This is a genomic window from Arsenophonus sp. PmNCSU2021_1, assembly GCF_036919435.1.
Lineage (GTDB): Bacteria > Pseudomonadota > Gammaproteobacteria > Enterobacterales > Enterobacteriaceae > Arsenophonus > Arsenophonus nilaparvatae.
Map to the genome: position 1 here is coordinate 345,045 of NZ_JAZHPL010000006.1, position 24,676 is coordinate 369,720.

Here is a 24,676-nt window from a genome sequence, read left to right on the forward strand (position 1 = left end):
TGCCTCATCATAAATAGGTTGCATAAATGTTTGAACATTTTTTCTCTAGCCAGCTATTAGCCCCTGAATATCTTGATTGGATTTGGCAGGGCTTACTCATTACTATTTGGATCTCATTTTGTGCCATAGTCGCCTCAACCCTGCTAGGGTTTGTTGTCGTTGCTGCTAGAGATAGCCATACCGTATTTTTGCGTTGGTTAGCAATTAGTTATATTTCACTATTTCGTAATACGCCATTATTAATACAGCTTTTTTTTTGGTACTTTGCTGCTGGAACGATATTACCAGAATCAGTTATGCAATGGCTAAATACACCACATCAGCTGGCTATTCTCGATATTAAGCTCGCATGGCCATCATTTGAATTTTTGGCAGGTGTGATTGGCTTAACTCTCTACTCTACGCCTTTTATTGCTGAAGAATTAAGAGCCGGTATTTATGGTGTAAAGCAAGGACAAAAATTTGCTGCATTAGCATTAGGTTTATCTGGCTGGCAAGCCATGCGTTATGTGGTTTTACCCCAAGCGCTAAAAATCGCAATGTCGCCTTTATTGGGGCAGTATATGAATATTGTAAAAAATTCTTCCCTAACTATGGCAATTGGTGTTGCGGAGCTTTCTTATGTTGCTCGTCAGATTGAAAGTCAAAGTTTACAAACCTTTACGGCGTTTGGTGTGGCGACAATTCTTTATGTTGCCATTATTGCCCTGATGGAAGCTTGGGGACAATGGCGTCAGCAGCGTCTATTAATAAAGGGATATTAACATGGATTTTACAGTGATTGCTGAAAATTGGCGCTATCTGTTATTTGGTACATTTCCTGATCGCCCTTTAGAAGGTGCAGCACTGACTCTGTTAATAAGTTTATTAGCAGGAAGTATCTCTATTTTTCTCGGTATTGCTGGTGGAATTGCATTGGCGATGTTAAATGGTTGGTGGGCAAATTTACTGGCAGCTGCGTTAGGTTTTTTTCGGGCTATACCTGTCATCATGTTAATTTTCTGGAGTTACTTTTTATTACCTGTTTTACTAGGTACGGATATTCCTGAATTGACGACCGTAATTTGTGCTTTAGCTTTGATCACATCAGCTTATTTAGCCCATGGAGTAAAAGCAGGTATTTTGGCTATAGGTCAAGGGCAATGGCAAGCGGGGATGTCGCTAGGTTTTACCCGTTGGGCGGTATTGTGGAATATTATATTGCCGCAAGCGTTACGGATGATGATCCCCTCTTTTATTAATCAGTGGATTGCATTAATTAAAGATACTTCATTGGCTTATATTGTGGGAGTGGCAGAATTATCATTTTTAGCCACTCAAATAAATAATCGAGAAATGATTTATCCAATGGAAATTTTTCTATTTGTTGCTTTTATCTATTTCATTATGTGTTTTTCACTTGAGCTGATAGCAAATCAAATCTTACGTCGTTTAGAAAAAAATCGGTCGTCACAGGCTCTATTATCAGGCAAGCAACCAAATCAGTTGGTTTGTTTCTAGTGCCTTTTAGAGGTAAGTGAAAGATTGGTAACATGAGTGGTTGATTCGTTGGTATTTATATCACTCTCTTTTTGATTCCACGAAGCCTTATTTCAACGTAATGACTGTGTTGAATATTCATTCGCATAATTATGTCAGATATTGTTTTCCTTTTTCTGTTTTATAATTAACTATTTGGATTAATTTTATTGTAGGATAGAGCAAAAAAACTTTTTTATTAGGCTAAATATATGAACAAAACAGATCCGATCAGACGACAGAGTCTGCTTCAGCGCATGTTTAAATTACATGAACATGGCACGACAGTTCGAACAGAAATCATTGCCGGATTGACGACGTTTTTGACAATGGCACGAGTTTCGCACCAATAAAAAAACGCTTTATTTTTAAGTTTAATTCAGCATAATATGTAAATAGATAAAACCTTATAAATTAAATATAACTTATTGTAAATTAAGTAAATTTATGCATTTCAGTAACTTGCAGATTAATCATTACTTTTAAGCCATTTCTAGAATTTTATAGGCCTGTGCGAAACTCGTGAATGGTTTATATCGTTTTTGTTAACCCACAAATTCTATCAATGGCGGGAATCGATATTAAAGCTGTTTTTGTCACTACCTGCCTGGTTGCAGCGTTAGGTAGTATTATGATGGGGCTCGTCGCCAATTTACCGGTTGCTGTTGCTCCTGCGATGGGATTAAATGCCTTTTTTGCTTTTGTCGTTCTTGGTGCTATGGGCTATTCCTGGCAAGTGGCGATGGGAGCAATTTTCTGGGGAGCAGTTGGTTTATTTCTTTTAACACTTTTTCATATTCGCTACTGGATCATTGCGCATATCCCTTTAAGCTTACGGGTTGGTATTACCAGTGGTATTGGTTTATTTATTGCCATGATGGGATTGAAAAATGCTGGCATAATTGTTGCTAATCGAGATACCTTGGTGGCGATTGGTAATTTTTCTCAATCGAATGTGTTATTGGGGATCTTGGGATTTTTTATCATTGTCGTGTTAGCGGCGCGCAATATTCATGCTGCGGTGCTTGTTTCTATTGTGATCACCACGCTGATTGGGATGATTATCGGTGATGTCCAATATAATGGTGTTTTTGCGCTACCACCTAGCATCATGACGGTTGTTGGACATGTTGATATGATTGGCTCATTAGATATTGGTTTGTCTGGCATTATTTTCTCTTTCATCACGAGTTTCGCACCAATAAAAAAACGCTCTATTTTTAAGTTTAATTCAGCATAATATATAAATAGATAAAACCTTATAAATCAAATACAACTTATTGTAATTTAAGAAAATTCATGTGTTTTAGTAACTTGCAGATTGATCATTGCTTTTAAGCCATTTCTAGAATTTTATATGCCTGTGCGAAACTCGTGTTTCATGCTGATTAACCTGTTTGATTCTTCAGGAACCTTAATTGGTGTTACCGATAAAGCGGGTTTGGCTGATAAGACAGGTAAATTTCCGCAGATGAAACAGGCGCTTTATGTTGATAGTTTAAGTTCGGTCGCAGGCAGCGCAATGGGAACATCTTCAGTAACTACCTATATTGAAAGTAGTTCTGGGGTTGCGATAGGTGGACGTACTGGATTAACCGCAATTGTGGTTGGCGCGCTATTTTTATTAACAATTTTTATTTCACCGCTAGCTAGTATGGTACCCGCCTATGCAACAGCTGGTGCACTGATCTATGTTGGTGTCTTAATGACATCGAGTCTAACATGTGTTGCGTGGCATGATTTAACCGAGTCAGTACCCGCTTTTATCACAGCGGTTATGATGCCTTTTAGTTTTTCCATCACTGAAGGTATCGCGTTAGGTTTTATTGCTTACTGTGTCATGAAAATAGGAACAGGACGGTGGCGTGAAATTGGTTTGGCAGTCGTTATTGTTTCGCTGTTATTTATTGCAAAAATTATTTTGGTTGATGTGTAATAGCATTGATAAATAACTGAATAATTTATTTACATTACTTCGATAATTATTATATCGAAGTTTTTATTTATTCTAATTTTACCGTATCTAGTATAAGTCATCCACATATCATATTATTGTGTTAAATATAGAATTGAAAATCAGCAATGAGAGAAAACCCGTTATGTCGGAGCATAAGAAAAAAGCAGCTAATAAGATGAAAAAAAATCGTGAATCGCTAAATTTAGCCAGTCGTGAACGAAAAAAACAGAAAAAAAAGCGCGGCCATATAGCAGGTAGTCGTTATCAAGAAAGATCTAATGCACAAAATAACAATTATCCATCAATGGAGAAAGATCCGCGCATTGGTAGTAAGAAACCGATCCCTCTACTCATTGATGCTAAAGAAGAAAAAGCCTTAAATACCAACAAGCAAAAAATAAACAAGGTAGAAAAATCAATATTATCACCCGCAGAAGAGTTGGTATTATTGGAAAATGATGAACGTCTGGCCGCGTTATTAACTGATCTTGAAGAAGGTAAAAAATTGGCCAAAGATGAAATGACTTATGTTGATAGTAAATTGGATCGCATTGATACTTTACTAAAAATAGTTGGTATTGAGCTTGATGACGAAGAAGATGATGATAAACCAGATGATATTATGCGGCTTTTAAAAGGGAAGTAAGCATTGTTTGTTTCATAACTATTTAATAGTAAAAATGGGTGTTACTGCCTAATAAAATAGTAATATTTATTACTGATTAATCATAAATAATTTATTAATAATTATCTTTGATTATCAATATTACTGATCTTAAATAGTTTGATTAATTGGATGATTATTCCATTTACATCATCTTATGATAATCTCTCATCAGTTAAGATAGTGGCAGCAAATACAGTAATGTGAGTCTGGCTATAAGATAGCAGATAGTTATTATTGAAGGATAAAAATATGTCAGAGCAGGGTATTATTTGGGATCTTTCCATCATTCAAAAATATAACTATGCTGGGCCCAGATATACATCTTATCCTACTGCGTTAGAATTTAATCAACACTACAGTGATAGTGATTTTGCTATTGCTGCCAGTCGCTATCCTGACAGACCGCTGTCTCTTTATGTACACATTCCGTTTTGTCATAAACTGTGCTATTTCTGTGGTTGTAATAAGTTGGTGACTCGTCATAAACATAAAGTAGATAACTATCTGCTGATTTTAGCAAAAGAGATCATAGAACAAGCGAAATTATTTACTAATCGTACTGTTACCCAAATGCACTGGGGCGGTGGGACACCAACCTATTTGAGTAAATCCCAGATCAGCCAACTATTGGCAATGTTGAAATCACATTTTCATTTTGCCACCGATGCCGAAATATCAATTGAAATTGATCCGCGAGAAATAGAATTGGATGTTATTGATCACTTGCGCTACGAGGGTTTTAACCGCTTGAGTATGGGCGTACAGGATTTTAATAAACAGGTACAGCATTTAGTTAACCGCCAGCAGGATGAAGATTTTATTTTCGCTTTGATTCAACGAGCCAGAGACACGGGGTTTATTTCTACCAGTATCGATTTGATTTATGGTTTACCGAAACAGACAGCGGAAACGTTTGCTTTTACTTTAGAGCGAGTATTAGCCCTTTCGCCTGATCGTTTAAGTGTGTTTAATTATGCCCATTTACCGGCTCTCTTTGCTGCACAACGCAAAATAAAACCGCAAGATTTACCGACAGCGGAACAAAAACTGGCTATTTTGCAGCAAACGATTTTCACCTTAACACAAAATGGTTATCAATTTATTGGTATGGATCATTTTGCTAAACCTAACGACGAACTGGCTATTGCACAACGTAATGGGGTTTTACATCGTAATTTTCAGGGCTATACCACTCAGCAAAACTGTGATCTACTCGGACTTGGCGTGTCAGCAATTAGCATGTTAGGCGATCATTATGCACAAAATCAAAAAGATTTAAGCGCCTACTATCAGGCCATTGAAAATCATCAACATGCATTGTGGAAAGGTTTATCTTTGACACAGGATGACTGTATTCGACGTGATGTCATCAAAACTTTGATCTGCAATTTTTATTTAGATTATGGTCAAATTGAAGATTGCTATCAGATTGATTTTAAAAATTATTTTTCTGCAGATTTACAGTTATTACAACCGATGATAGCAGATGGTTTGGTGATTGTTGGTCAAAGACAGCTACAAATTACCCCTAAAGGCCGATTATTAATTCGTAATATATGTATGTGTTTTGATATTTATTTGTGCAACAAAATGCGTCAATGTCAATTTTCACGTGTGATTTAGTTGGTTACAGAGAATAGTCTAGCTGTACACTTCAGCTCTTTTTTACTACTCGATACCAAATTCTTTCAATTTACGAGTAATAGTATTTCTCCCCCAGCCGAGTAAGCGAGCGGCTTCTTGTTTATGGCCTTTGGTATGGATTAAAGCGCATGCAAGCATTGTACGTTCAATCTGCGGTAAAACTTCCTGTAGTAAATTCTGTTTATTATTTTCGAGTGCGGTTTTTGTCCAATTGGCAAGTGGATCAAGCCATATTTCGTTATTTGCCGCAGGTTTCTTTTTAGGCGAATAGAGAAATTGTTGATTTTGTTGCAAATCGCTTGGCAGATCTTGCGGCAATATCACTTGGCTGGAAGACATAACTGTAAGCCAACGACAGACGTTTTCTAACTGGCGTACATTACCCGTCCAAGGTAAAGACATTAAGATAGTTTCTGTCTGTGGTACCAAAATTTTGCTCTCGACGCCAAGTTCTTGTGCTGTTTGGCGTAAAAAATGGCTGGCCAAATGTGGAATATCTGCAGTCCGTTCACTCAATGGTGGAAGCGGAATGCGGATCACATTGAGGCGATGAAAGAGATCTTCTCTAAATTTTCCTTCTTGTACCAGTTGCTCAAGGCATTGATGGGTTGCGGCAATAATACGGACATCAACTTTAATCGGTGTATAACCACCAACCCGATAAAACTGGCCTTCAGCCAATACGCGTAAAAGGCGAGTTTGAATATCAAGTGGCATGTCACCAATTTCATCGAGGAAAAGTGAACCACCATGCGCTTGTTCGAAGCGCCCTTGCCTGACCTGACTGGCGCCAGTAAAAGCGCCTTTTTCATGGCCAAATAACTCAGATTCAATCAGATCTTTAGGGATAGCCGCCATATTTAACGCAATAAAAGGCCCTGCTGCTTTAGGACTATGGCGATGAAGTGCATCCGCAATTAACTCTTTACCAGTGCCTGACTCACCATTAATAAGTACACTAATCGAGGAACGGGATAAGCGACCGATAATTCGATAAACTTCCTGCATGGCTGGTGCTTCACCAATAATCTTGGTGACAGGAGCGGTCGGAAAAGAATTTGATCCACGACTCGATTGTTGATTGCGATAATAATTAAGTGCGCGTTCAACCAACGATATCGTTTCGTCAATATCAAAAGGTTTTGGCAAATAATCAAAAGCACCTTGTTGATAGGCATTAACTGCGGTATTGAGATCTGAATGGGCAGTCATAATAATAATCGGTAATTTAGGATGACTTTGTTTAAGTCTTGTCAGTAATGATAATCCATCGTTTTCTGGCATATGGATATCAGAGATTAAAACATCCGGACAGGTTTTCTCTAATGCAGCCAGTACACTTTGAATATCTTCAAAACTGCGACATTCCATGTTGGCATTATTTAACGCTCGTTCTAAAACCCAACGAATGGCATTATCATCATCAACGATCCACACCGTACCTTTTTGCATATCAGTTACCTAATTCTTAATAGGAAGATAAATCGAAAATTGTGTATGGCCAGGCCAACTGGAAAATTCGATCCTGCCAGCATGCTGATCAATAATATTTTGTGCAATTGAGAGTCCTAAACCATTGCCACCTTTACGATGACTGACCCTTGGATAAAACAGCGTGTCTTGTATCTGTGACGGGATGCCTGGACCATTATCTTCAATATCGATCCGGGCAGCAAGTCGATACGTTTTTCCATGTAATGTCACTCGAAATGCGGTGCGAGTCCGTATAATCAAGGTTCCGCCGTTTTCTTCCATTGCTTGTATCGCGTTTTGGCTTAAATTGAGTAATACCTGTTCAATTTGTTCCGGATAGTGTGCAAATTCAGGTAAACTGGGATCATAGTCTTTTATTAGTTTAATATTTTCCGGTAGTGTCAGTGATATTAAATGGTAAGTACGCTCAACAACTTGATGAATATTCTGTTTTGTTTTTGCGCCAGGATGTTGGGGGCCAAGTAGACGATCAACTAAATTACGCAAGCGATCGGCTTGCTCAATAATAACTTGGGTATATTCCAACTGATTAGAATTAGAAAGGGTTTTGGCTAACAGCTGAGCTGCTCCACGTAAACCACCTAATGGATTTTTTATCTCATGAGCTAAAGTACGGATTAACTCACGTGATGCGCTTTGTAATGATTGTTCTTGATCTAAACGGCGATGGTGATTGACTGGCGAAAATTCTAGCAAAATAAAGCATGGTGAAATGGGCTGCGCACTGATAGTCACGATATAAGAGTGATTATTAATAACCAGAGTAACGTCATTATCGGTAAAGCTTAGATTTTTTTTTATTTTTTTTTGCATTAAATCCATATTAAGCGAACAATAATCAAACAGTACTGGTAGCGGTGTACCTAGTAATTTTCTTGGGCTAGCTAAAAAAAATTGGCGGCTAGCATGATTAGCGTAATGGATAATGAGTTCATTATCGAGTAATAGAATATTATGCAATAAACAATCTAAAATATGATCGCCAATTGGTAAATTATCAATTTTCACTTGGTCTTACTCCTGCACCTTTTTAGTGCATATTAACATATTTGAGCACGAGTTTCGCAATCTCCAAAAAAGAAGTATAAATTTAAAAACAAGAAAAAATCAGGGTGTTCATATTTTGTCGGGTTATCCATGTATTAAAGATATCTATAAAACATTCTTACAAGTAAGCAGTTTAAGATACTCTGGTTTAGTGTTATCAGAAGTAAGCCCATCGCCTTTATCTCATGACACTGTTAGCCGATGGCTAAAAAGTAGATGTTTTAGACCTAAAGACCTATGGCGATTAGTTGAACCTTCTATAGACAAAAAAAGCCCTTGCGTACTAATTGCCGATGATACATTGATTGCCAAAACGCGTAGTAAAAAAATAGAGATGGTCCATTATCAATATTCAGGTACACGAGTTTCGCACAAAACTAATTTGGGTAAGCTAATAAAACACGGATTTGCTCAGTAATAGCACTTTTGATTACGTCCCAATTTTGTTGATAAAGGGTTATTTTTTCAGATATACGACGTTTATGTTGTTCAAACCACGCAGAAATAGCGAGAAAAATATGATTTCTTTGCGCTCGGCTCGTGCGAGCCTGACAGCGTTCAATACCACAGTTTTGTTTAACTTCTCGATGATAAACTTCAACAGACCAACGTGCATCCATGATAGATTTGAGGTATTGACGGGTGGGATTCTCTTTGTTTGTTACTATGTAATCAATACGGCCGTTTTTGGCTGTAAATTTGAAAACGGTTACCCAACCATATCCTCGCAAGTGTATTGACGTTCCTTCTTCTGAGATGTTTAACTTGTTCAGTTGTTTGTTATGGTTAACAATCCTACACGAGTTTCGCACAGGCATATAAAATTCTAGAAATGGCTTAAAAGCAATGATCAATCTGCAAGTTACTAAAACACATAAATTTTCTTAAATTACAATAAGTTGTATTTGATTTATAAGGTTTTATCTATTTATATATTATGCTGAATTAAACTTAAAAATAGAGCGTTTTTTTATTGGTGCGAAACTCGTGTCCTATTTTTCCTCAGCGTGGTTACCCAGATCCAACCATGAGAGCGAATTGATTTCAGGTTATCCAGGCTAGAATACCAAGCATCCATCACTACGGCTTCTGGCATGATCCCTCTTTTTTTAGCAAGAGTGAGCATTTCGGAAAAGTGCGTGTTTTTTGTTTTTCCATCAGAATCTTTATCATAAATACGATAATTGATAGGAATTGATTCAACCTTCGTCAGATCATGCCAAAGCAAATTAACTAAACCTATGCCAGCAATAACATCATGTTCATTACCTGAATATTGATAATGGACCATCTCTATTTTTTTACTACGTGTTTTGGCAATCAATGTATCATCGGCAATTAGTACGCAAGGGCTTTTTTTGTCTATAGAAGGTTCAACTAATCGCCATAGGTCTTTAGGTCTAAAACATCTACTTTTTAGCCATCGGCTAACAGTGTCATGAGATAAAGGCGATGGGCTTACTTCTGATAACGCTAAACCAGAGTATCTTAAACTGCTTACTTGTAAGAATGTTTTATAGATATCTTTAATACATGGATAACCCGACAAAATATGAACACCCTGATTTTTTCTTGTTTTTAAATTTATACTTCTTTTTTGGAGATTGCGAAACTCGTGAGGTAATGAACATGATGTTATTGCTGGCATAGGTTTAGTTAATTTGCTTTGGCATGATCTGACGAAGGTTGAATCAATTCCTATCAATTATCGTATTTATGATAAAGATTCTGATGGAAAAACAAAAAACACGCACTTTTCCGAAATGCTCACTCTTGCTAAAAAAAGAGGGATCATGCCAGAAGCGGTAGTGATGGATGCTTGGTATTCTAGCCTGGATAACCTGAAATCAATTCGCTCTCATGGTTGGATCTGGGTAACCACGCTGAGGAAAAATAGGATTGTTAACCATAACTGTCAACGATCACCGAAAACTGATCCACTTTTTATCTAAATACGATCAATCAAAATTGATCCACTGTTTTACTCGGTTATTGCTCCTGATCGCCGCTTATCTTTCAATCGATAGCTTTCACCGCTTAATTGCAGTACATGCGAATGATGAAGTAAACGATCAAGCATAGCGGCGGTTAATGTTGCGTCATCAGCAAAAGTACCAGGCCATTGCCCAAATGATAAGTTACTCGTCAATATGACACTACCATGCTCATAACGCTTGGCAATCACATTAAAAAATAGGGTTGCTTCCTCTCGCCCAAACGGCAAGTATCCAATCTCATCTATGATCAACAACTTCGGGACCATCACCGAACGTGATAGATATTGTTTGAGCTTATTTTGTCGTTTGGCAGTTGAGAGTTGCAACATCAGTTCAGCCGCTGTTGTAAAGCGAGTTTTCTTCCTAGCCTGTACTGCTTTTAATCCTAATCCAATAGCTAAATGCGTTTTACCTACACCACTTGGGCCAAGCAATACGACATTTTCATTACGTTCAATAAATGTTAATGCGCTTAATTCCTGTATTTGTTGTTTAGGAACACTCGTTGCAAACTTAAAATCGAACGTATTAAGTTCTTTGTGTACTGGGAATCCTGCCATCCGACTCAAGAGATTACGAGTTCGTTCATCTCGTTGTTGTTGCTCACATTTTAATAGGGACAGTAAAAACTCTCCGTAGCTTTTGTCTTGGGCAATGCATTGTTCTGCAAGTGATGACCAATGACTGGGAACAGAATTTAATTTCAATGACTCACACAGGTGTTCAATTTGTTCATGCAATAACATGTTCACCTCCCAGCAATGCTTCATATACGCTGATTGAGTGTTGCAAATTGACAGATTCAAGGGGCGGTACGATACGAATATTAAGCGTATTAGTCTGCGGGATAGATTGGCAAACCCTTGCTGGTAAGGGAAGAAGATACTTAACTTCCTTAGCTAATCTGTCTGCTGGCTTTTCTAACGTTGTTCCATGAATCCGCTGATGGGCAACGCGTTGTAACCATGGACCCACTTTTGCGTTGGCTATCTCGATATCTAGTTCAAGGTTATGAGCACGAAGGTCGGTATTTAATGGCACGATAAAACTGTTTTTTAAATAGTGGTTAAAGCGCTCTACTTTCCCTTTCGTTTTTGCCCTGTAGGGCTTGCAAGCCTTCAATTTAAAACCGTAATCTTTCGACATTTGAAGCATTTCGACATGCAATTTATGTTCACCTTCTGCATAAGCATCCCGTTCGATGATGAGGGATTTTGCGTTATCACACAATACTTCCTGTGGTACACCACCAAAATAGTCGAAAGCTTCTCTTAAACCTTGTTGCCACGATCCTGCTCGTTCATTATCAAAGAACTTTACATAACTAGCACGCGAATAGCCTAGTGTTGCAACAAACGCTTTTAGGGATTTTTTACCTCGCCGGATGCTGGTGAAGTCGATTTGCATTTGTTGACCTGGCTGTGTTTCAAAACGGACGACAGCTTCGGGAACAATGCTTGGTTTAAATTGACAAACAAATCGGCGTAACTGAGCAATACCGCCTTGATAACCTCTTTCAGCTACCTCATCAAATAACACTGTTGCAGGGATCCAATCAGGTTTAGCCAATTCAATTCGCTGAAGCAAATAAGGTTTAAAGGGTGCCAGTTTACTCGGTTGTTTACTTCTTTTAGCATAAGTTGGCATTGCCTGTTGTTGTAAATGATGTTTTACGGTGTTACGGGAAATGCCTAATTCACGGGCAATTTTTCGAAGGCTTTGTCCTTGTGTAAAGCGAACATGAATATCCACAAATATCTCCTTGGTTAACATAAATTACCCGTACAAAAATGTACGAATAATACCAAGTGGATCAGTTTTAGATGATCGTTAGTGGATCAGTTTTGCATGATCGGTGACAATAACAAACAACTGAACAAGTTAGACATCTCAGAAGAAGGAACGTCAATACACTTGCGAGGATATGGTTGGGTAACCGTTTTCAAATTTACAGCCAAAAACGGCCGTATTGATTACATAGTAACAAACAAAGAGAATCCCACCCGTCAATACCTCAAATCTATCATGGATGCCCGTTGGTCTGTTGAAGTTTATCATCGAGAAGTTAAACAAAACTGTGGTATTGAACGCTGTCAGGCTCGCACGAGCCGAGCGCAAAGAAATCATATTTTTCTCGCTATTTCTGCGTGGTTTGAACAACATAAACGTCGTATATCTGAAAAAATAACCCTTTATCAACAAAATTGGGACGTAATCAAAAGTGCTATTACTGAGCAAATCCGTGTTTTATTAGCGTACCCAAATTAGTTTTGTGCGAAACTCGTGTTGAGTATAAACCAAGAGTTTTTGTTCAATTTTTATGCAAAAAAACCTCATCAAAAGATGAGGTAAATATTACAATACAACAAAAATACTCAGCGGAGAATGGCTTATCAAACGCTGTAGTATATTTCGAACTCTAATGGGTGAGGTGTCATCCGAATACGTTGAACATCACCTTTTAATAAATTGATATAAGCATCGATCGTTTCATCAGTAAATACTTCACCCCGTTTCAAAAACTCCCGATCAGCATTCAATGCCTGTAGTGCTTCTTCCAGTGAACTGGCAACGGTTGGGATCTCTTGTGCTTCTTCTGCAGGTAAATCATATAAATTTTTGTCCATTGCTTCACCCGGATGAATTTTATTAATAATTCCATCGAGACCTGCCATCAATTGTGCCGCAAAGGCTAAGTACGGATTGGCGGCCGGGTCTGGGAAACGAACCTCAATACGCGATGCCCTAGGATTAGCAACGATTGGAATGCGAATAGAAGCTGAACGATTACGTGCGGAGTAAGCCAGCATTACAGGTGCTTCAAAACCTGGCACCAGACGTTTATAAGAGTTGGTGGTTGGATTAGTAAAGGCATTTAAAGCTCGCGCATGTTTAATAATACCTCCAATATAATAAAGTGCCATTTCAGATAACCCGCCATATTTATCACCGGCAAACAAGTTGCTGCCATTTTTTTCCAGTGACATATGACAGTGCATACCAGAGCCATTATCACCCACTAGTGGTTTTGGCATAAATGTTGCTGTTTTACCAAAAGAATGGGCAATATTGTGCACCACGTATTTGTATATTTGTGTTTCATCGGCCCTTTTAGTCATGGTATTAAAACGGGTAGCAACCTCGTTTTGGCCTGCGGTGGCAACTTCATGGTGGTGTGCTTCAACAATTAATCCCATTTTCTCCATGGTGGAACACATAGCGGAGCGCATATTTTGTGAAGAGTCAACGGGAGGGACAGGAAAATAACCACCTTTAACGCTTGGCCGATGACCTTTATTACCATCTTCATAATGTGCGCCAGAATTCCAGGCTGCTTCAACATCATCGATATGATAATAAGCACCAGAAATATTGTTACCAAAGCGAATATCGTCAAACACAAAGAATTCAGGTTCAGGTCCAAATAATATCGTATCTGCAATACCGCTACTACGTAAGAAATTTTCGGCGCGTTTAGAAATTGAACGAGGATCTCGTTCGTAGCCCTGATGAGTGTGGGGCTCTAGGATATCACAGCGAATAATTAGGGTTGAATCACTAAAAAAAGGATCTAATACTGCCGTCTCAGGATCAGGCATAAGCATCATATCTGACTCATTAATTCCTTTCCAACCGGCAATTGACGAACCGTCAAACATTTTACCTTCTTCAAAGAAATCTTGGTTAATTTGGTGAGCAGGGATAGTGATATGTTGTTCTTTACCTCTGGTATCGGTAAAGCGTAGATCAATATATTTAACATGGTGCTCTTTGATCATGGATAAAACATGCTCAACAGACATAAAGATTCTCCTGATTGGATCCTATTTTGAAGACAGCGCCAAAAAGTTTTACTATAGTTAATTATTCACTATGCGAAAATCATGCCAAATTTTTATAACTGATAATAGATGCTTTTTTAATGATTTATTAGTAAATAATCATAAATCGAATAATAAACTGCACCATTATTGTGCAAATCGGATGCTATTAAAGCACAATCATGGTGCGGTAGTGAAAAAAAGATAGAGCTGGTCTTATTTTATTCCCAATTTAGTAGTTTATTTTTTCAAGCAAAAATGGGATATCATTTGTGAAAGTAATTCAATTGTCGGTTTTATATATTTAAGTTCAATAAATTCATCAGGTTGGTGAGCCTGCTCTATCGAACCTGGCCCTAATATTAATGTTGGACATCGCGTTTGAATAAAGGGCGCTTCGGTGCAGTAATTTACGGTTTGAGCTTTTTTATCTAATAAATTTTCAATTATTTTCACCATGTTATGATTTATTGGGCATTCAAAACCGGGAATAGGCGGATGAAGTTCCTCGATAGTTAAGCGATCAGGCCAACGATGTTTAATCGGTTTAAGTGCGGCATGTAACAATTCATCCAAATTTTTTAGTGACAGACCGGGTAGTGGACGAATATCGATATGTAATTCACAACACCCACAAATTCGATTTACGGCATCACCCCCATGAATATGTCCGAAATTCATTGTTGGGTAGGGAATATCAAATGCCTTGTTGTGGTAATCGGTTTTTAGTCTATTTCTAAGCAAAATTAACTGACTAATGGTTTCATGCATTAACTCAATCGCATTGATACCCTGTTCCGGATCACTTGAATGGCCAGATTGACCGGTAATACGAATGGCATTGGCAATATGCCCCTTATGAGCGCGAATCGGTCGCAATGAAGTTGGTTCACCAATAATTGCTAATTCAGGCTGAATTTCTGCAGTTGCAGCAAAATAACGTGCTCCGGCCATGGTGGTTTCTTCATCAGCGGTTGCCAGAATATAGATGGGATGCTGTAACTGATCAATATCGACATTGCGTAAAGTATCAATAATAAAAGCGAAAAAACCTTTCATATCCGCGCTACCTAAACCATATAATTTGTCTTTATATTCCGTTAATTGGAAAGGATTTTTTGTCCAGCGCCCGTCATCAAAAGGAACCGTATCAGTATGCCCACAAAGTAGTAATCCAGCCTCTCCTTGGCCAAAAGTAGCCAGTAAATTGAATTTATGGCGGCTATCTGGTACAGGTTAAATGGTTATTTTACCACTTAGTGTCGTAAGCCATTCTGCCAGTAGATTAATTAATGTTTCATTACTTAGATCGCGTCTTGCATCGACAGAACTAATTGATGGTATGCCAACTAATTGACGGTATAACTCAATAAATGTGGGCAGTTTGTTTTTCACTGTTGTCAGCCTTAATGACTAAAATTTCAGTACTCATGCATTTCATTGAATAAAAATACAACAATTAATGTTAGTTCAGTGTACAAGATTTATTAATGAGAGGGTTGATGATACAAATTTTTTCTTTTACACGAGTTTCGCACAGGCATATAAAGTTCTAGAAATGGCTTAAAAGCAATGGTTAATCCGCAAGTTACTAAAACACATAAATTTTATTAAATTACAATAATTTGTATTTAATTTATAAGGTTTTGTCTATTTATATATCATGCTGAATTAAACTCAAAAATAGCGCGTTTTTTTATTGGTGCGAAACTCGTGTTTTAATTGATAACAACAATATATACAGGATAAAGGAAAATTAATGGCGTATAGGATCGTCGATTAATATATTTCGATATAAAGATTTTATTTAAGAATTAAAAAAATATTTGCTTTAACATAATAATATTATTGATAAAATAATTATTTCAATATATCGATTTAAATTCAGCAATGACCATTAATTTGTTCATAAAAGTTTAGTGAAGTCTTTATTGGTGATGTGTTCAATCGATGCTTAGTGAATCTGAATTTCAATAAATAGGGTGTTGAAGCATTGATTTATGGTCGCAACTTAGTTGTGAAATATTAGCTGCTTAGTAGAATCAGTTATTGGCGCTAAACAACTCACCGCGAAAGCGTTTAATTTATTCGTTTTGTCTATAAATTATGAAGATAAATTTTTTTGCCGAATTTTTTCGTTGATAGGAAAACTGGATCCATTATGATGAATAGATAGGTTGATTCTATCAAATTTGTATTTAGGGAAGGAGTAGGCATGAATATTCGTGATTTGGAGTACCTTGTTGCATTAGCTGAGCATAAACATTTTCGGCGTGCTGCAGATGCCTGCCATGTTAGTCAACCGACCCTCAGCGGTCAAATTCGTAAATTGGAAGACGATTTAGGTGTTATGTTATTAGAGCGGACAAGCCGAAAGGTTCTGTTTACTCAGCAGGGGTTATTATTAGTTGAACAAGCCAGAACAGTATTGAGAGAAGTTAAAATACTGCAGGAAATGGCTTCCTTACAAGGTGAAAGCATGTCAGGCCCGTTATACATAGGATTAATTCCTACTATCGGTCCTTATCTTTTACCTTACATCATTCCAGAATTACACCGTTTATTTCCTAAATTGGAGATGTATTTACATGAAGCACAAACACACCATCTGTTAGCGCAATTAAATAATGGCAAACTAGATTGTGCAATATTAGCGCAAGTGAAGGAGACCGAAGCTTTTATTGAAATACCTCTGTATGAGGAACCTATGCGATTAGCTATTTATGAAGGACATCCATGGTTCAATCGTAAGGAAATTGAAATGCGTGAGCTTGTTGGACAGAAATTACTTATGTTGGAAGATGGACACTGTTTACGTGATCAAGCGATGGGATATTGTTTTCAGGTTGGGGCAAAAGATGATACCCACTTTCGTGCCACCAGTTTAGAGACATTACGTAACATGGTGGCAGCCGGAAGTGGTATAACACTATTGCCAGATTTATCTGTACCGAAAGAGATAAAACGTGATGGTGTTTATTATCTTGATTGTATTAACCCTGTTCCTTCACGTTCGGTTGTTTTAATTTACCGTCCTGGCTCACCGCTTAGAAGTTGTCATGAGCAGTTTGCTGAGGCAATTCGTAAGCAAATGTATCGATACTATAGTAAAAATTAATTGTTTACTTACTACTAATATTGAGCTTTATTGGGTTAAAACAGACGGTTTAACCCATTCAGTGCGGCAACCCGAAATGCTTCTGCCATAGTTGGATAATTGAAGGTAGTATTAACAAAATATTCAATAGTATTACCTTCACCTTTTTGCTCCATAATTGCCTGGCCAATATGAATAGTTTCTGCTGCACGCTCACCGAAGCAGTGAATACCTAGAATTTTTAATGTTTCGCGATGAAATAGGATCTTTAAACTGCCTACATTCATCCCTGCAATTTGTGCTCTGGCTAAATGTTTAAATTGAGCACGCCCGACTTCATAAGGAATTTTCATGGCAGTCAATTGTTGTTCTGTTTTACCGACAGAACTGATTTCTGGAATGGTGTAGATCCCGGTAGGAATATCCTCTATTAAATGGGTATCGCTGTGGCCCGTTGTTATCGCGCGGGCAGCGAGACGACCTTGATCATAAGCGGCTGAAGCTAAACTGGGATAGCCAATAACATCGCCGACCGCATAGATATTTTTATTATGAGTACGATAGGTAGTATCAACTTTAATCAAACCTCGATTATCAATAGGAATAGCGATATTTTCTAAATTTAGATTATCGGTATTTCCCGTACGGCCATTAGCATATAATAGACAATCGGCTTTAACCTTTTTACCTGACTTCAGATGAATAATTACGCCATCATCTGTTCCTTCGATTTTTTCATATTCTTCATTATGGCGAATGACAACACCATTATTCCAAAAATGGTATGATAAAGCGTCTGACATCTCTTGGTCTAAAAACGACAGAAGGTGATCACGGGTATTAATAAGATCAACTTTTACCCCTAATCCTCTAAAAATTGAAGCATATTCACAGCCAATTACCCCTGCACCATAAATAATAACATGGTGGGGCTCATGATTGAGAGTTAAAATTGAATCGCTATTGTAAATGCGTGAATGCTGAAAATCGACATCGGGTGGACAGTATGGACGAGAACCTGTTGCGATAATGATTTTTTCAGCATATAGAGTATCGTAGGTACCATCATTATAAAGAACTTTTAAACTATGTTGGTCAATGAAAGAGGCTTCACCGGCAAACATTTTGCAACCATTTCGTTCGTAAAATCCTTGCCGCATAAGTGTTTGTTTATTAATTACGGTCTCGGCTTGTTTAAGAATGTCGGAGAAAGAAGAGCGTAAAAGCCGGGATTTATCGCTGTATAATGGATTTTGATTAAATTCGATAATTCGGCTGACCGCGTGCCGAAGCGCTTTAGAAGGAATTGTCAATGCCAACTGAATTCTGATCCACTTTGCTAAAGTAAAACTGATCCACCCCCTTTAATTTACTCGCTAAGTTCCGGTTTCAATTTTTTATGTAGCTGACCGCTTTTTAGCTTGTCTTTTAACCGATAACTTTGTCCACTAATCTGTACAATATGTGCATGGTGCAGCAATCTATCCAGCATAGCCGCTGTTAGCGTCTCATCGTCACCAAATGTACTTGACCACTGAGCAAAAGACAGATTACTAGTTAAGAGCACACTACCCGCTTCATATCGCTTTGCCACCACCTGGAAGAACAGGTTTGCTTCTTCCTTGCCAAAAGGTAAATAGCCAACTTCATCGATAATCAATAGTCTAGGTTTACTGATAACTCGGGTAAGATATCCTTTAAGGTCACCTTGTCGATGAGAGGTAAGCAGCTGCAACATCATGTCCGCCGCAGTTAGAAAACGGATGCTTAATCCCTGCATCGCAGCCCTATAGCTGATGGCAGTAGCAAGGTGGGTCTTACCGACACCAGACGGACCTAACAACACGATATTCTCCTGGCGCTCAATAAAAGCCAGTCCAGCCAGTTCCTGTATTTGGTTACGGGGAACACCGCTGGCATATTTGTAATCAAACTGCTCCAACGTCTTTATCACACGAGTTTCGCCCCAATAAAAAAACGCTCTATTTTTAAGTTTAATTCAGCATAATATATAAATAGATAAAACCTTATAAATCAAATACAACTTATTGTAATTTAAGAAAATTAATGTGTTTTAGTAACTTGCAGATTGATCATTGCTTTTAAGCCATTTCTAGAATTTTATATGCCTGTGCGAAACTCGTGTATCACTGGCAGCCCAGATAAACGGAGTATCGTTTGACGCCGACGTTCAGTAAGTCCTTCATACTGGAGTCGTAAAACAGACTCTAGAAAGTCAGCGTGTGTACCGTTCTTGTCGACAGTTCCTTGCGCTACAGCTGGCCACTCTGTGCTTAGTCTGTCCAGTTTAAGCTGCTGGTAGAATTTTTCGATGCGTTCATACTGAAGACTCATATCGGCATCTCCAGAATCGACTGATAGACGGACAAAGGATGTTGTAGGCTCTCGATAGGAATGGGGCGAGTCTGATGTATCGGTAAAGGAAATGCTTGCATGACTTTCGGCAGCGGCAACAGTGCCAAGCGTTCTTGTAGCATGCGCTCTTCCGGCGATACACCCGTAGTGCCGTGTTTACGTACATTAGCTATTGTACTCAGCCAGTCTCCAATACGTGAGTTGGCGGCGGTAGCATCCAAAGTAAGCCCTGCCTGACGAAATGACGCGGTTAGTGGAACAATGAAACTGTTCTTAAGATAGTGATTAAAAGGTTCAACCTTACCTTTAGTCTTCGCCCTGTATGGACGGCAGACTTTCGGACTGAAAGCATATTTTTCGGCAAGCTTGATAAGCTGTGGGTTCCAGCGGTGTTTACCAGGACCATAAACATCACGCTCAATGATAATGGTCTTCGCATTATCAAATAGCAGCTGACGAGGGGTACCGCCAAAATACTGTAGGGCTGACTCAATCCCGTCGCCCCAGGCTGCTGAATTTTGACAGGTGTAAAACCTAACAAAAGTGGAGCGACTCCAGCCTAACGTGGCAACGAATGCCATCAAAGGATTCTTCCCCTGTCTGATAATCGTGAAGTCAACCTGCATCTGTTCACCGGGTTCAGTCTCAAAGCGGACAAGATCTTCAATAACGGTTTTTTTCATAGGATGAAGAAAAGCGGTCAGCAAGCTATAGCTGCCTGTGTAGCCTCGTTCACGGATCTCCCGTAGCAATCGCAGGCCGGTATCCAATCAGGTCTGGCCGCCTCTACGCGTTCGAGAATATATACCTTGAAGGGATCCAACTTACCGGGTCTAGGCGCTCTCGATTTATAACGCATATTCGCCGCCGCTTCAGTGCTACGAAGATATCGCCTCCCGGTTACTCTTGAGCATGAAAGCCGTCGCGCAATCGCACGTATAGACATACCCTGGCGATGTAAAACAGAAATTTCCACTCTGATCTCCAATGTTATCATCGGCAGTACCTTAAAACTGCCATATTTACTCTTAGTGGATCAGTTTTACATTAGCAAGTGGATCATTTTTACATTGGTAGCGACAGAATGGTTCCCCAGTGGGTACAACCACCACCAATTTTATTATAACGTTCAATGACTGCGACTTTTTTCCCTTGTTTTACCAACCCCATTGCTGCACCTTCTCCCCCGGGGCCGGAACCAATAACGATAGTATCAAATTGAATCTGTGGCATTCGGTATAACCTATTATTATGTAAATACGAATAGACAACTCAGATTAACATTATCTTCTTTAATCAAGCTTAAATATAAGATTCAGGCTTTACATTTTAATAAATAACAGAAATTCCTTATATACTAGTTAAACTTAAGAACACTGCAAATCTGTTAAAATTTGGTATAGTAGCCTAGTTACATTATTATCGAAGAGGTATATTAATTACTGTGAGTAATATTACAGGCGTCAGGGCAAAGCAGAAAGAAAAAACGCGTCGTTCTCTGATAGAAGCGGCTTTTAGTCAATTGAGTGCTGAGCGTAGCTTTACTAGTCTCAGCTTACGTGAGGTTGCCCGAGAAGCGGGTATTGCACCGACTTCTTTTTATCGACATTTTCGTGATGTTGATGAATTAGGATTGACCATGGTTGATGAAAGCGGTCTTATGCTCCGTCAATTAATGCGTCAAGCACGACAGCGTATTGCAAAAGGTGGCAGTGTTATTCGAACATCTGTTGCTACTTTTATGGAATTTATTGGTAATAATCCGAATGCCTTTCGATTATTGCTGCGTGAACGTTCAGGTACATCGGCTGAATTTCGTGCGGCAGTTGCCAGAGAAATTCAGCATTTTATTGCTGAATTGGCCGACTACTTGCAACAGGAAAGTAATATGCCTCGGTATTTTACTGAAATTGAAGCCGAAGCCATGCTTACTATAGTATTTAATGCGGGGGCAGAAGCATTAGATATTGATCAGGAAAAAAGGCAGCTTTTGGAAGAACGATTAGTTTTACAGCTTAGAATGATCGCCCGAGGAGCCTATTATTGGTATCGTCGTGAACAGGAAAAACATAATATTAAATTATAAATAATTTTTTGCAGTAAACCAAAAATTGCAATTATTTATTGGTGTTTTCTATATTAGTTTTTTAAATGACTTTTAATATTATGAATGTTAGAGAAATATTGTCTATATCAATATTATTTAATATATTCTTAGAATAAAAATAATATTAGCTATCATTAGATAGATTTTTTGCTGTTATAACTTATAAAATAAAACGCCATATTTTTTAATGGCGTTTTTATCTCATTCAAATATGTTTTTTCTCAAGTAAAACACCGCATTCAATATGGTGGGTATAAGGAAATTGATCAAATAACGCTAATCGATCAATTTTATGAGTTTTATTGAGTATATTTAAATTGTGACAAAGTGTATTAGGATTACAGGATATATAAAGAATGCGTGGATATTTTTGTACTAATTCAAGCGTTTTTTCATCTAAACCACAGCGAGGCGGATCGATTAAAATAGTCTCACATTTATAACTTGTCAAATCAACACCTTCAAGGCGTTTAAACTGACGTTCACCTCGTATTGCTTGGGTAAAATCTTCTGCTGACATTCGAATAATTTTTACATTATTAATTTTATTAGCTTCAATATTATATTGAGCTGCTGCTACTGATGGTTTTGCAATCTCGGTTGCCAGAACACGATTAAAATTTTGTGCTAGTGCGATAGAAAAATTACCGTTTCCACAATAAAGCTCCAGTAAATCACCTTTTGTGTTTTTAGTAATATTAATCGCCCATTCTAACATTTTGATATTTATTCCGGCATTGGGCTGGGTAAAACTATTTTCAATTTGGCGATAGATAATTGACTTACCTGAAATAGGTAATACCTCATCAATATGATCCTGTTCTAATATAATTTTTGTTTTTGCTGCGCGGCCAATAAGTTGTATATCAAAACCTTGATTAATTAGAGCGCTACGTAATTGTTTAGCTTGTTCAATCCATTCTTGTTCCAATTTTTTATGATAAATTAATGAAACAATAATCTTATTACTTAATGTTGATAAATAATCTAATTGGAAGAGTTTATACCGTAAAAGCGGTTTAGTTTTAATTAATGGAATTAAAGCAAGCATCATTTGATTAATTAATTTACTAGCGCTAGGTAATTGATCAACTCTTATACGTTCACGAGTTTCGCACGGGCATATAAAATTCTAGAAATGGCTTCAGAACAATAATTAATCTGTAACTTGCTAAGACGTATAAATTTACTTAAATTACAATAAGTTATTTTCAATTTATGAGATTTTTTCTATTTATATATTATGCTGAATTAAACTTAAAAATAGAGCGTTTTTTTATTGGTGCGAAACTCGTGACGTTGTTTAGTCGTTTGATCAAACATTATATGAAATAAATCTGGTCCTTCATGCCAGAGGCGAAATTCAGCGCGCATTCTATAATGGGAAAAATCAGAACGAAAAATTTCTGGTTCAGGTGCATTAAAAGGCCGCATAATACTGTTTAAATATTTGATTTTTTCAGCTAACTGCAAGTTGTATTGGGTAATTGACAAATTATTTAGCATGTATTCAGATTCATCTTGATAAAAAATTTTCTATCGTGAGAGTGTAGGGAAAGAGAAGTCTAGCTTTGGTGCACGATTTATAGATAGTAATTAAAAAGGTTTTTCTAAAGCTTATTTTTTGAATATTGATAGTAAGAGTCGTAAAGTTTTAGTTCTTCGATATTGGACGGTAATGTAAAAATAAAAATAGGTTATAATATTGTCTTAAAACCAGCGGACAATTATTACAACAGCACAGGATTCATTCAATCTATTATTACTGTATAATTACTCATGACTATTTTTACTAACAATTCTCTTATCAGCATATTGTTCATTATTGTGATGAAATGAATGAAAAATGAAATAAAAAAAGTAACCTCTGCTCAGTCGAAAACGGCTCGGCCAACTATTCTAATTTTTGATTCTGGTGTTGGTGGGTTATCTGTTTATCGTGAAGTCAGACAGCTATTGCCAGATTTACACTATATTTATGCTTTTGATAATGATGCTTTTCCTTATGGAGAGAAAAGTGCAGAATTTATTATTGAACGTATTATTCGCTTCATCGATCAAATTCAACAAAAACATGCGTTAGCAATAGCAATTATTGCTTGTAATACGGCAAGTACGGTCAGTTTGCCTGTTTTAAGAGCGCATTTCCAATTTCCAATTATTGGGGTTGTTCCCGCAATAAAACCAGCAACTAAATTAACACGTAATGGTGTTATTGGATTATTAGCAACTAAGGTAACGGTTAGTGGAAACTATACTAGAGAACTGATCGATCGATTTGCCGTTGATTGTAAAGTTGAGATGATCGCTTCATCAGAATTAGTCGAATTAGCAGAAAAAAAACTTCATGGTCAGGTAATCTCAAAAGAAGCGTTAGTGCGCATTGTAAAACCGTGGTTAAAAATGAAAGAACCCCCTGATACCATTGTGCTCGGTTGTACACACTTTCCGTTATTATCGGCAGAACTAAAAGAAGTGCTGCTTGACGGAACCAGACTCATTGATTCAGGCGCTGCAATTGCCAGACGAGCGGTTTGGTTAATCAATAACCATCAAAATTTGATTTTGACAAAAAGTAAAAATATCGCCTATTGCACTAAAATGGATGTTGAAGCTGAAAAGCTTATTCCTGTAGTGATAAATGAAGGTTTTAATCGGTTAGAAAAAATTTCTATTTAAGCCTATTTGTTGAAATATAAACCAATTAGACAAATTTTTTTAAATAACGGTTGCCAGCGGCTTAAACGCGCCTATAATGCGCTCCCACTGGCTGAGAATAAATAATTGGATTTTTAGTCAGTGAAGTGAAAAGAAAAGTAGAAATAACTACTTGACTTTACAGGTGAAAAGCGTAATATACGCCACCTCGCGGCTCAGGTCGGACGCTCTTTAACAATTAATCAGACAATCTGTGTGGGCACTCGCAAGACATCATCAAAAAATATTTGATT

General features: G+C 37.6%; 15 protein-coding genes and 13 pseudogenes. 13 read left to right on the forward strand and 15 right to left on the reverse strand.

All coding sequences use genetic code 11. From position 1 onward, the window contains the following. Positions 1-26 precede the first annotated feature (26 nt). From V3224_RS14665 to hemN, 7 genes and pseudogenes are all read left to right on the forward strand, one after another. Positions 27-764: an amino acid ABC transporter permease gene (locus V3224_RS14665; protein ID WP_334471378.1), complete on the forward strand. Its 738-nt coding sequence runs from the start codon at positions 27-29 to the stop codon at positions 762-764. Position 765: 1 nt separating this feature from the next. Next, entirely contained in the window at positions 766-1,500 is a 735-nt protein-coding gene (locus tag V3224_RS14670; RefSeq protein WP_334471380.1) for an amino acid ABC transporter permease, read from the forward strand. A 230-nt stretch (positions 1,501-1,730) separates the two neighbouring features. Further along, positions 1,731-1,871 (forward strand): hypothetical protein, encoded by a 141-nt coding sequence (locus V3224_RS14675; protein ID WP_334471382.1) that lies wholly within the window; start codon positions 1,731-1,733, stop codon positions 1,869-1,871. Between the two features lie 173 nt (positions 1,872-2,044). Further along, a pseudogene (locus tag V3224_RS14680) lies at positions 2,045-2,698 on the forward strand (solute carrier family 23 protein); the annotation flags it as partial. Between the two features lie 198 nt (positions 2,699-2,896). Next, a pseudogene (locus V3224_RS14685) lies at positions 2,897-3,454 on the forward strand (solute carrier family 23 protein); the annotation flags it as partial. A 163-nt stretch (positions 3,455-3,617) separates the two neighbouring features. Beyond that, positions 3,618-4,121 carry a Der GTPase-activating protein YihI gene (gene yihI, locus V3224_RS14690; RefSeq protein ID WP_032115833.1) on the forward strand — a complete coding sequence of 168 codons (504 nt, stop codon included), beginning with the start codon at positions 3,618-3,620 and terminating at the stop codon, positions 4,119-4,121. Positions 4,122-4,391: 270 nt separating this feature from the next. Next, positions 4,392-5,765 carry an oxygen-independent coproporphyrinogen III oxidase gene (gene hemN / locus V3224_RS14695; protein ID WP_334471385.1) on the forward strand — a complete coding sequence of 458 codons (1,374 nt, stop codon included), beginning with the start codon at positions 4,392-4,394 and terminating at the stop codon, positions 5,763-5,765. A 45-nt stretch (positions 5,766-5,810) separates the two neighbouring features. Here the strand turns inward: hemN and glnG are convergent, their stop codons facing one another. Together glnG and glnL are read right to left on the reverse strand one after the other, a co-directional pair. Then, a complete protein-coding gene (gene glnG / locus V3224_RS14700) occupies positions 5,811-7,238 on the reverse strand; it encodes a nitrogen regulation protein NR(I) (RefSeq protein WP_334471387.1) in 1,428 nt (475 codons plus the stop codon). Positions 7,239-7,247: 9 nt separating this feature from the next. After that, positions 7,248-8,288: a nitrogen regulation protein NR(II) gene (glnL, locus tag V3224_RS14705; RefSeq protein WP_334471389.1), complete on the reverse strand. Its 1,041-nt coding sequence runs from the start codon at positions 8,286-8,288 to the stop codon at positions 7,248-7,250. A gap of 115 nt (positions 8,289-8,403) precedes the next feature. Between glnL and V3224_RS14710 the strand changes: the two are divergent. Then, a pseudogene (locus tag V3224_RS14710) lies at positions 8,404-8,715 on the forward strand (IS701 family transposase); the annotation flags it as partial. Here the strand turns inward: V3224_RS14710 and V3224_RS14715 are convergent. Next, positions 8,705-9,124 (reverse strand): annotated as a pseudogene (locus V3224_RS14715) (transposase); the annotation flags it as partial. The pseudogenes V3224_RS14710 and V3224_RS14715 overlap by 11 nt on opposite strands. A 197-nt stretch (positions 9,125-9,321) precedes the next feature. Further along, positions 9,322-9,876 (reverse strand): annotated as a pseudogene (locus V3224_RS14720) (transposase); the annotation flags it as partial. Between the two features lie 70 nt (positions 9,877-9,946). On the opposite strand from V3224_RS14720, the pseudogene V3224_RS14725 reads away from it, so the two are divergent. Next, positions 9,947-10,246: pseudogene (locus V3224_RS14725) on the forward strand (transposase); the annotation flags it as partial. Positions 10,247-10,308: 62 nt separating this feature from the next. Here the strand turns inward: V3224_RS14725 and istB (V3224_RS14730) are convergent. After that, positions 10,309-11,070, reverse strand: a complete 762-nt coding sequence (istB, locus tag V3224_RS14730) for an IS21-like element helper ATPase IstB (protein ID WP_334468702.1) — start codon at positions 11,068-11,070, stop codon at positions 10,309-10,311. Next, positions 11,057-12,097, reverse strand: a complete 1,041-nt coding sequence (gene istA, locus V3224_RS14735; protein WP_334468700.1) for an IS21 family transposase — start codon at positions 12,095-12,097, stop codon at positions 11,057-11,059. Before istA (V3224_RS14735) ends, istB (V3224_RS14730) begins: the two co-directional genes overlap by 14 nt. A gap of 78 nt (positions 12,098-12,175) precedes the next feature. Here istA (V3224_RS14735) and V3224_RS14740 point away from each other — a divergent pair. Beyond that, positions 12,176-12,592: pseudogene (locus tag V3224_RS14740) on the forward strand (transposase); the annotation flags it as partial. A 125-nt stretch (positions 12,593-12,717) separates the two neighbouring features. Here V3224_RS14740 and glnA read toward each other — a convergent pair. Both glnA and argE read right to left on the reverse strand, forming a co-directional pair. Next, positions 12,718-14,127, reverse strand: a complete 1,410-nt coding sequence (gene glnA, locus V3224_RS14745; RefSeq protein WP_334471400.1) for a glutamate--ammonia ligase — start codon at positions 14,125-14,127, stop codon at positions 12,718-12,720. 258 nt (positions 14,128-14,385) lie between these two features. After that, positions 14,386-15,540 (reverse strand): annotated as a pseudogene (gene argE, locus V3224_RS14750) (acetylornithine deacetylase). A gap of 820 nt (positions 15,541-16,360) precedes the next feature. Between argE and oxyR the strand changes: the two are divergent. Next, positions 16,361-17,263 (forward strand): DNA-binding transcriptional regulator OxyR, encoded by a 903-nt coding sequence (gene oxyR / locus V3224_RS14755; RefSeq protein WP_334471402.1) that lies wholly within the window; start codon positions 16,361-16,363, stop codon positions 17,261-17,263. Positions 17,264-17,298: 35 nt separating this feature from the next. Here oxyR and sthA read toward each other — a convergent pair. The 5 genes and pseudogenes from sthA to V3224_RS14780 form a co-directional block, all read right to left on the reverse strand. Then, positions 17,299-18,552: pseudogene (gene sthA / locus V3224_RS14760) on the reverse strand (Si-specific NAD(P)(+) transhydrogenase); the annotation flags it as partial. 59 nt (positions 18,553-18,611) lie between these two features. After that, positions 18,612-19,193, reverse strand: a pseudogene (gene istB, locus V3224_RS14765) (IS21-like element helper ATPase IstB); the annotation flags it as partial. A 170-nt stretch (positions 19,194-19,363) separates the two neighbouring features. After that, positions 19,364-19,597, reverse strand: coding sequence for a hypothetical protein (locus V3224_RS14770; RefSeq protein ID WP_334471404.1), 234 nt, complete (start codon positions 19,595-19,597; stop codon positions 19,364-19,366). After that, a pseudogene (gene istA, locus V3224_RS14775) lies at positions 19,594-20,615 on the reverse strand (IS21 family transposase). Before istA (V3224_RS14775) ends, V3224_RS14770 begins: the two are co-directional and overlap by 4 nt. Before the next feature lie 80 nt (positions 20,616-20,695). Further along, positions 20,696-20,851: pseudogene (locus tag V3224_RS14780) on the reverse strand (FAD-dependent oxidoreductase); the annotation flags it as partial. A gap of 211 nt (positions 20,852-21,062) precedes the next feature. On the opposite strand from V3224_RS14780, the gene fabR reads away from it, so the two are divergent. After that, positions 21,063-21,704 carry an HTH-type transcriptional repressor FabR gene (fabR, locus tag V3224_RS14785; protein ID WP_334471406.1) on the forward strand — a complete coding sequence of 214 codons (642 nt, stop codon included), beginning with the start codon at positions 21,063-21,065 and terminating at the stop codon, positions 21,702-21,704. A gap of 226 nt (positions 21,705-21,930) precedes the next feature. On the opposite strand, the pseudogene trmA reads toward fabR, so the two are convergent. Next, a pseudogene (gene trmA, locus V3224_RS14790) lies at positions 21,931-22,839 on the reverse strand (tRNA (uridine(54)-C5)-methyltransferase TrmA); the annotation flags it as partial. Positions 22,840-22,982: 143 nt separating this feature from the next. Next, on the reverse strand, positions 22,983-23,231 hold the full coding sequence (locus tag V3224_RS14795; protein ID WP_442890456.1) for a hypothetical protein: 249 nt from the start codon (positions 23,229-23,231) through the stop codon (positions 22,983-22,985). A gap of 333 nt (positions 23,232-23,564) precedes the next feature. On the opposite strand from V3224_RS14795, the gene murI reads away from it, so the two are divergent. Beyond that, complete coding sequence (murI, locus tag V3224_RS14800) at positions 23,565-24,404, forward strand: glutamate racemase (protein WP_334471407.1); 840 nt, start codon at positions 23,565-23,567, stop codon at positions 24,402-24,404. Positions 24,405-24,676 lie beyond the last annotated feature (272 nt).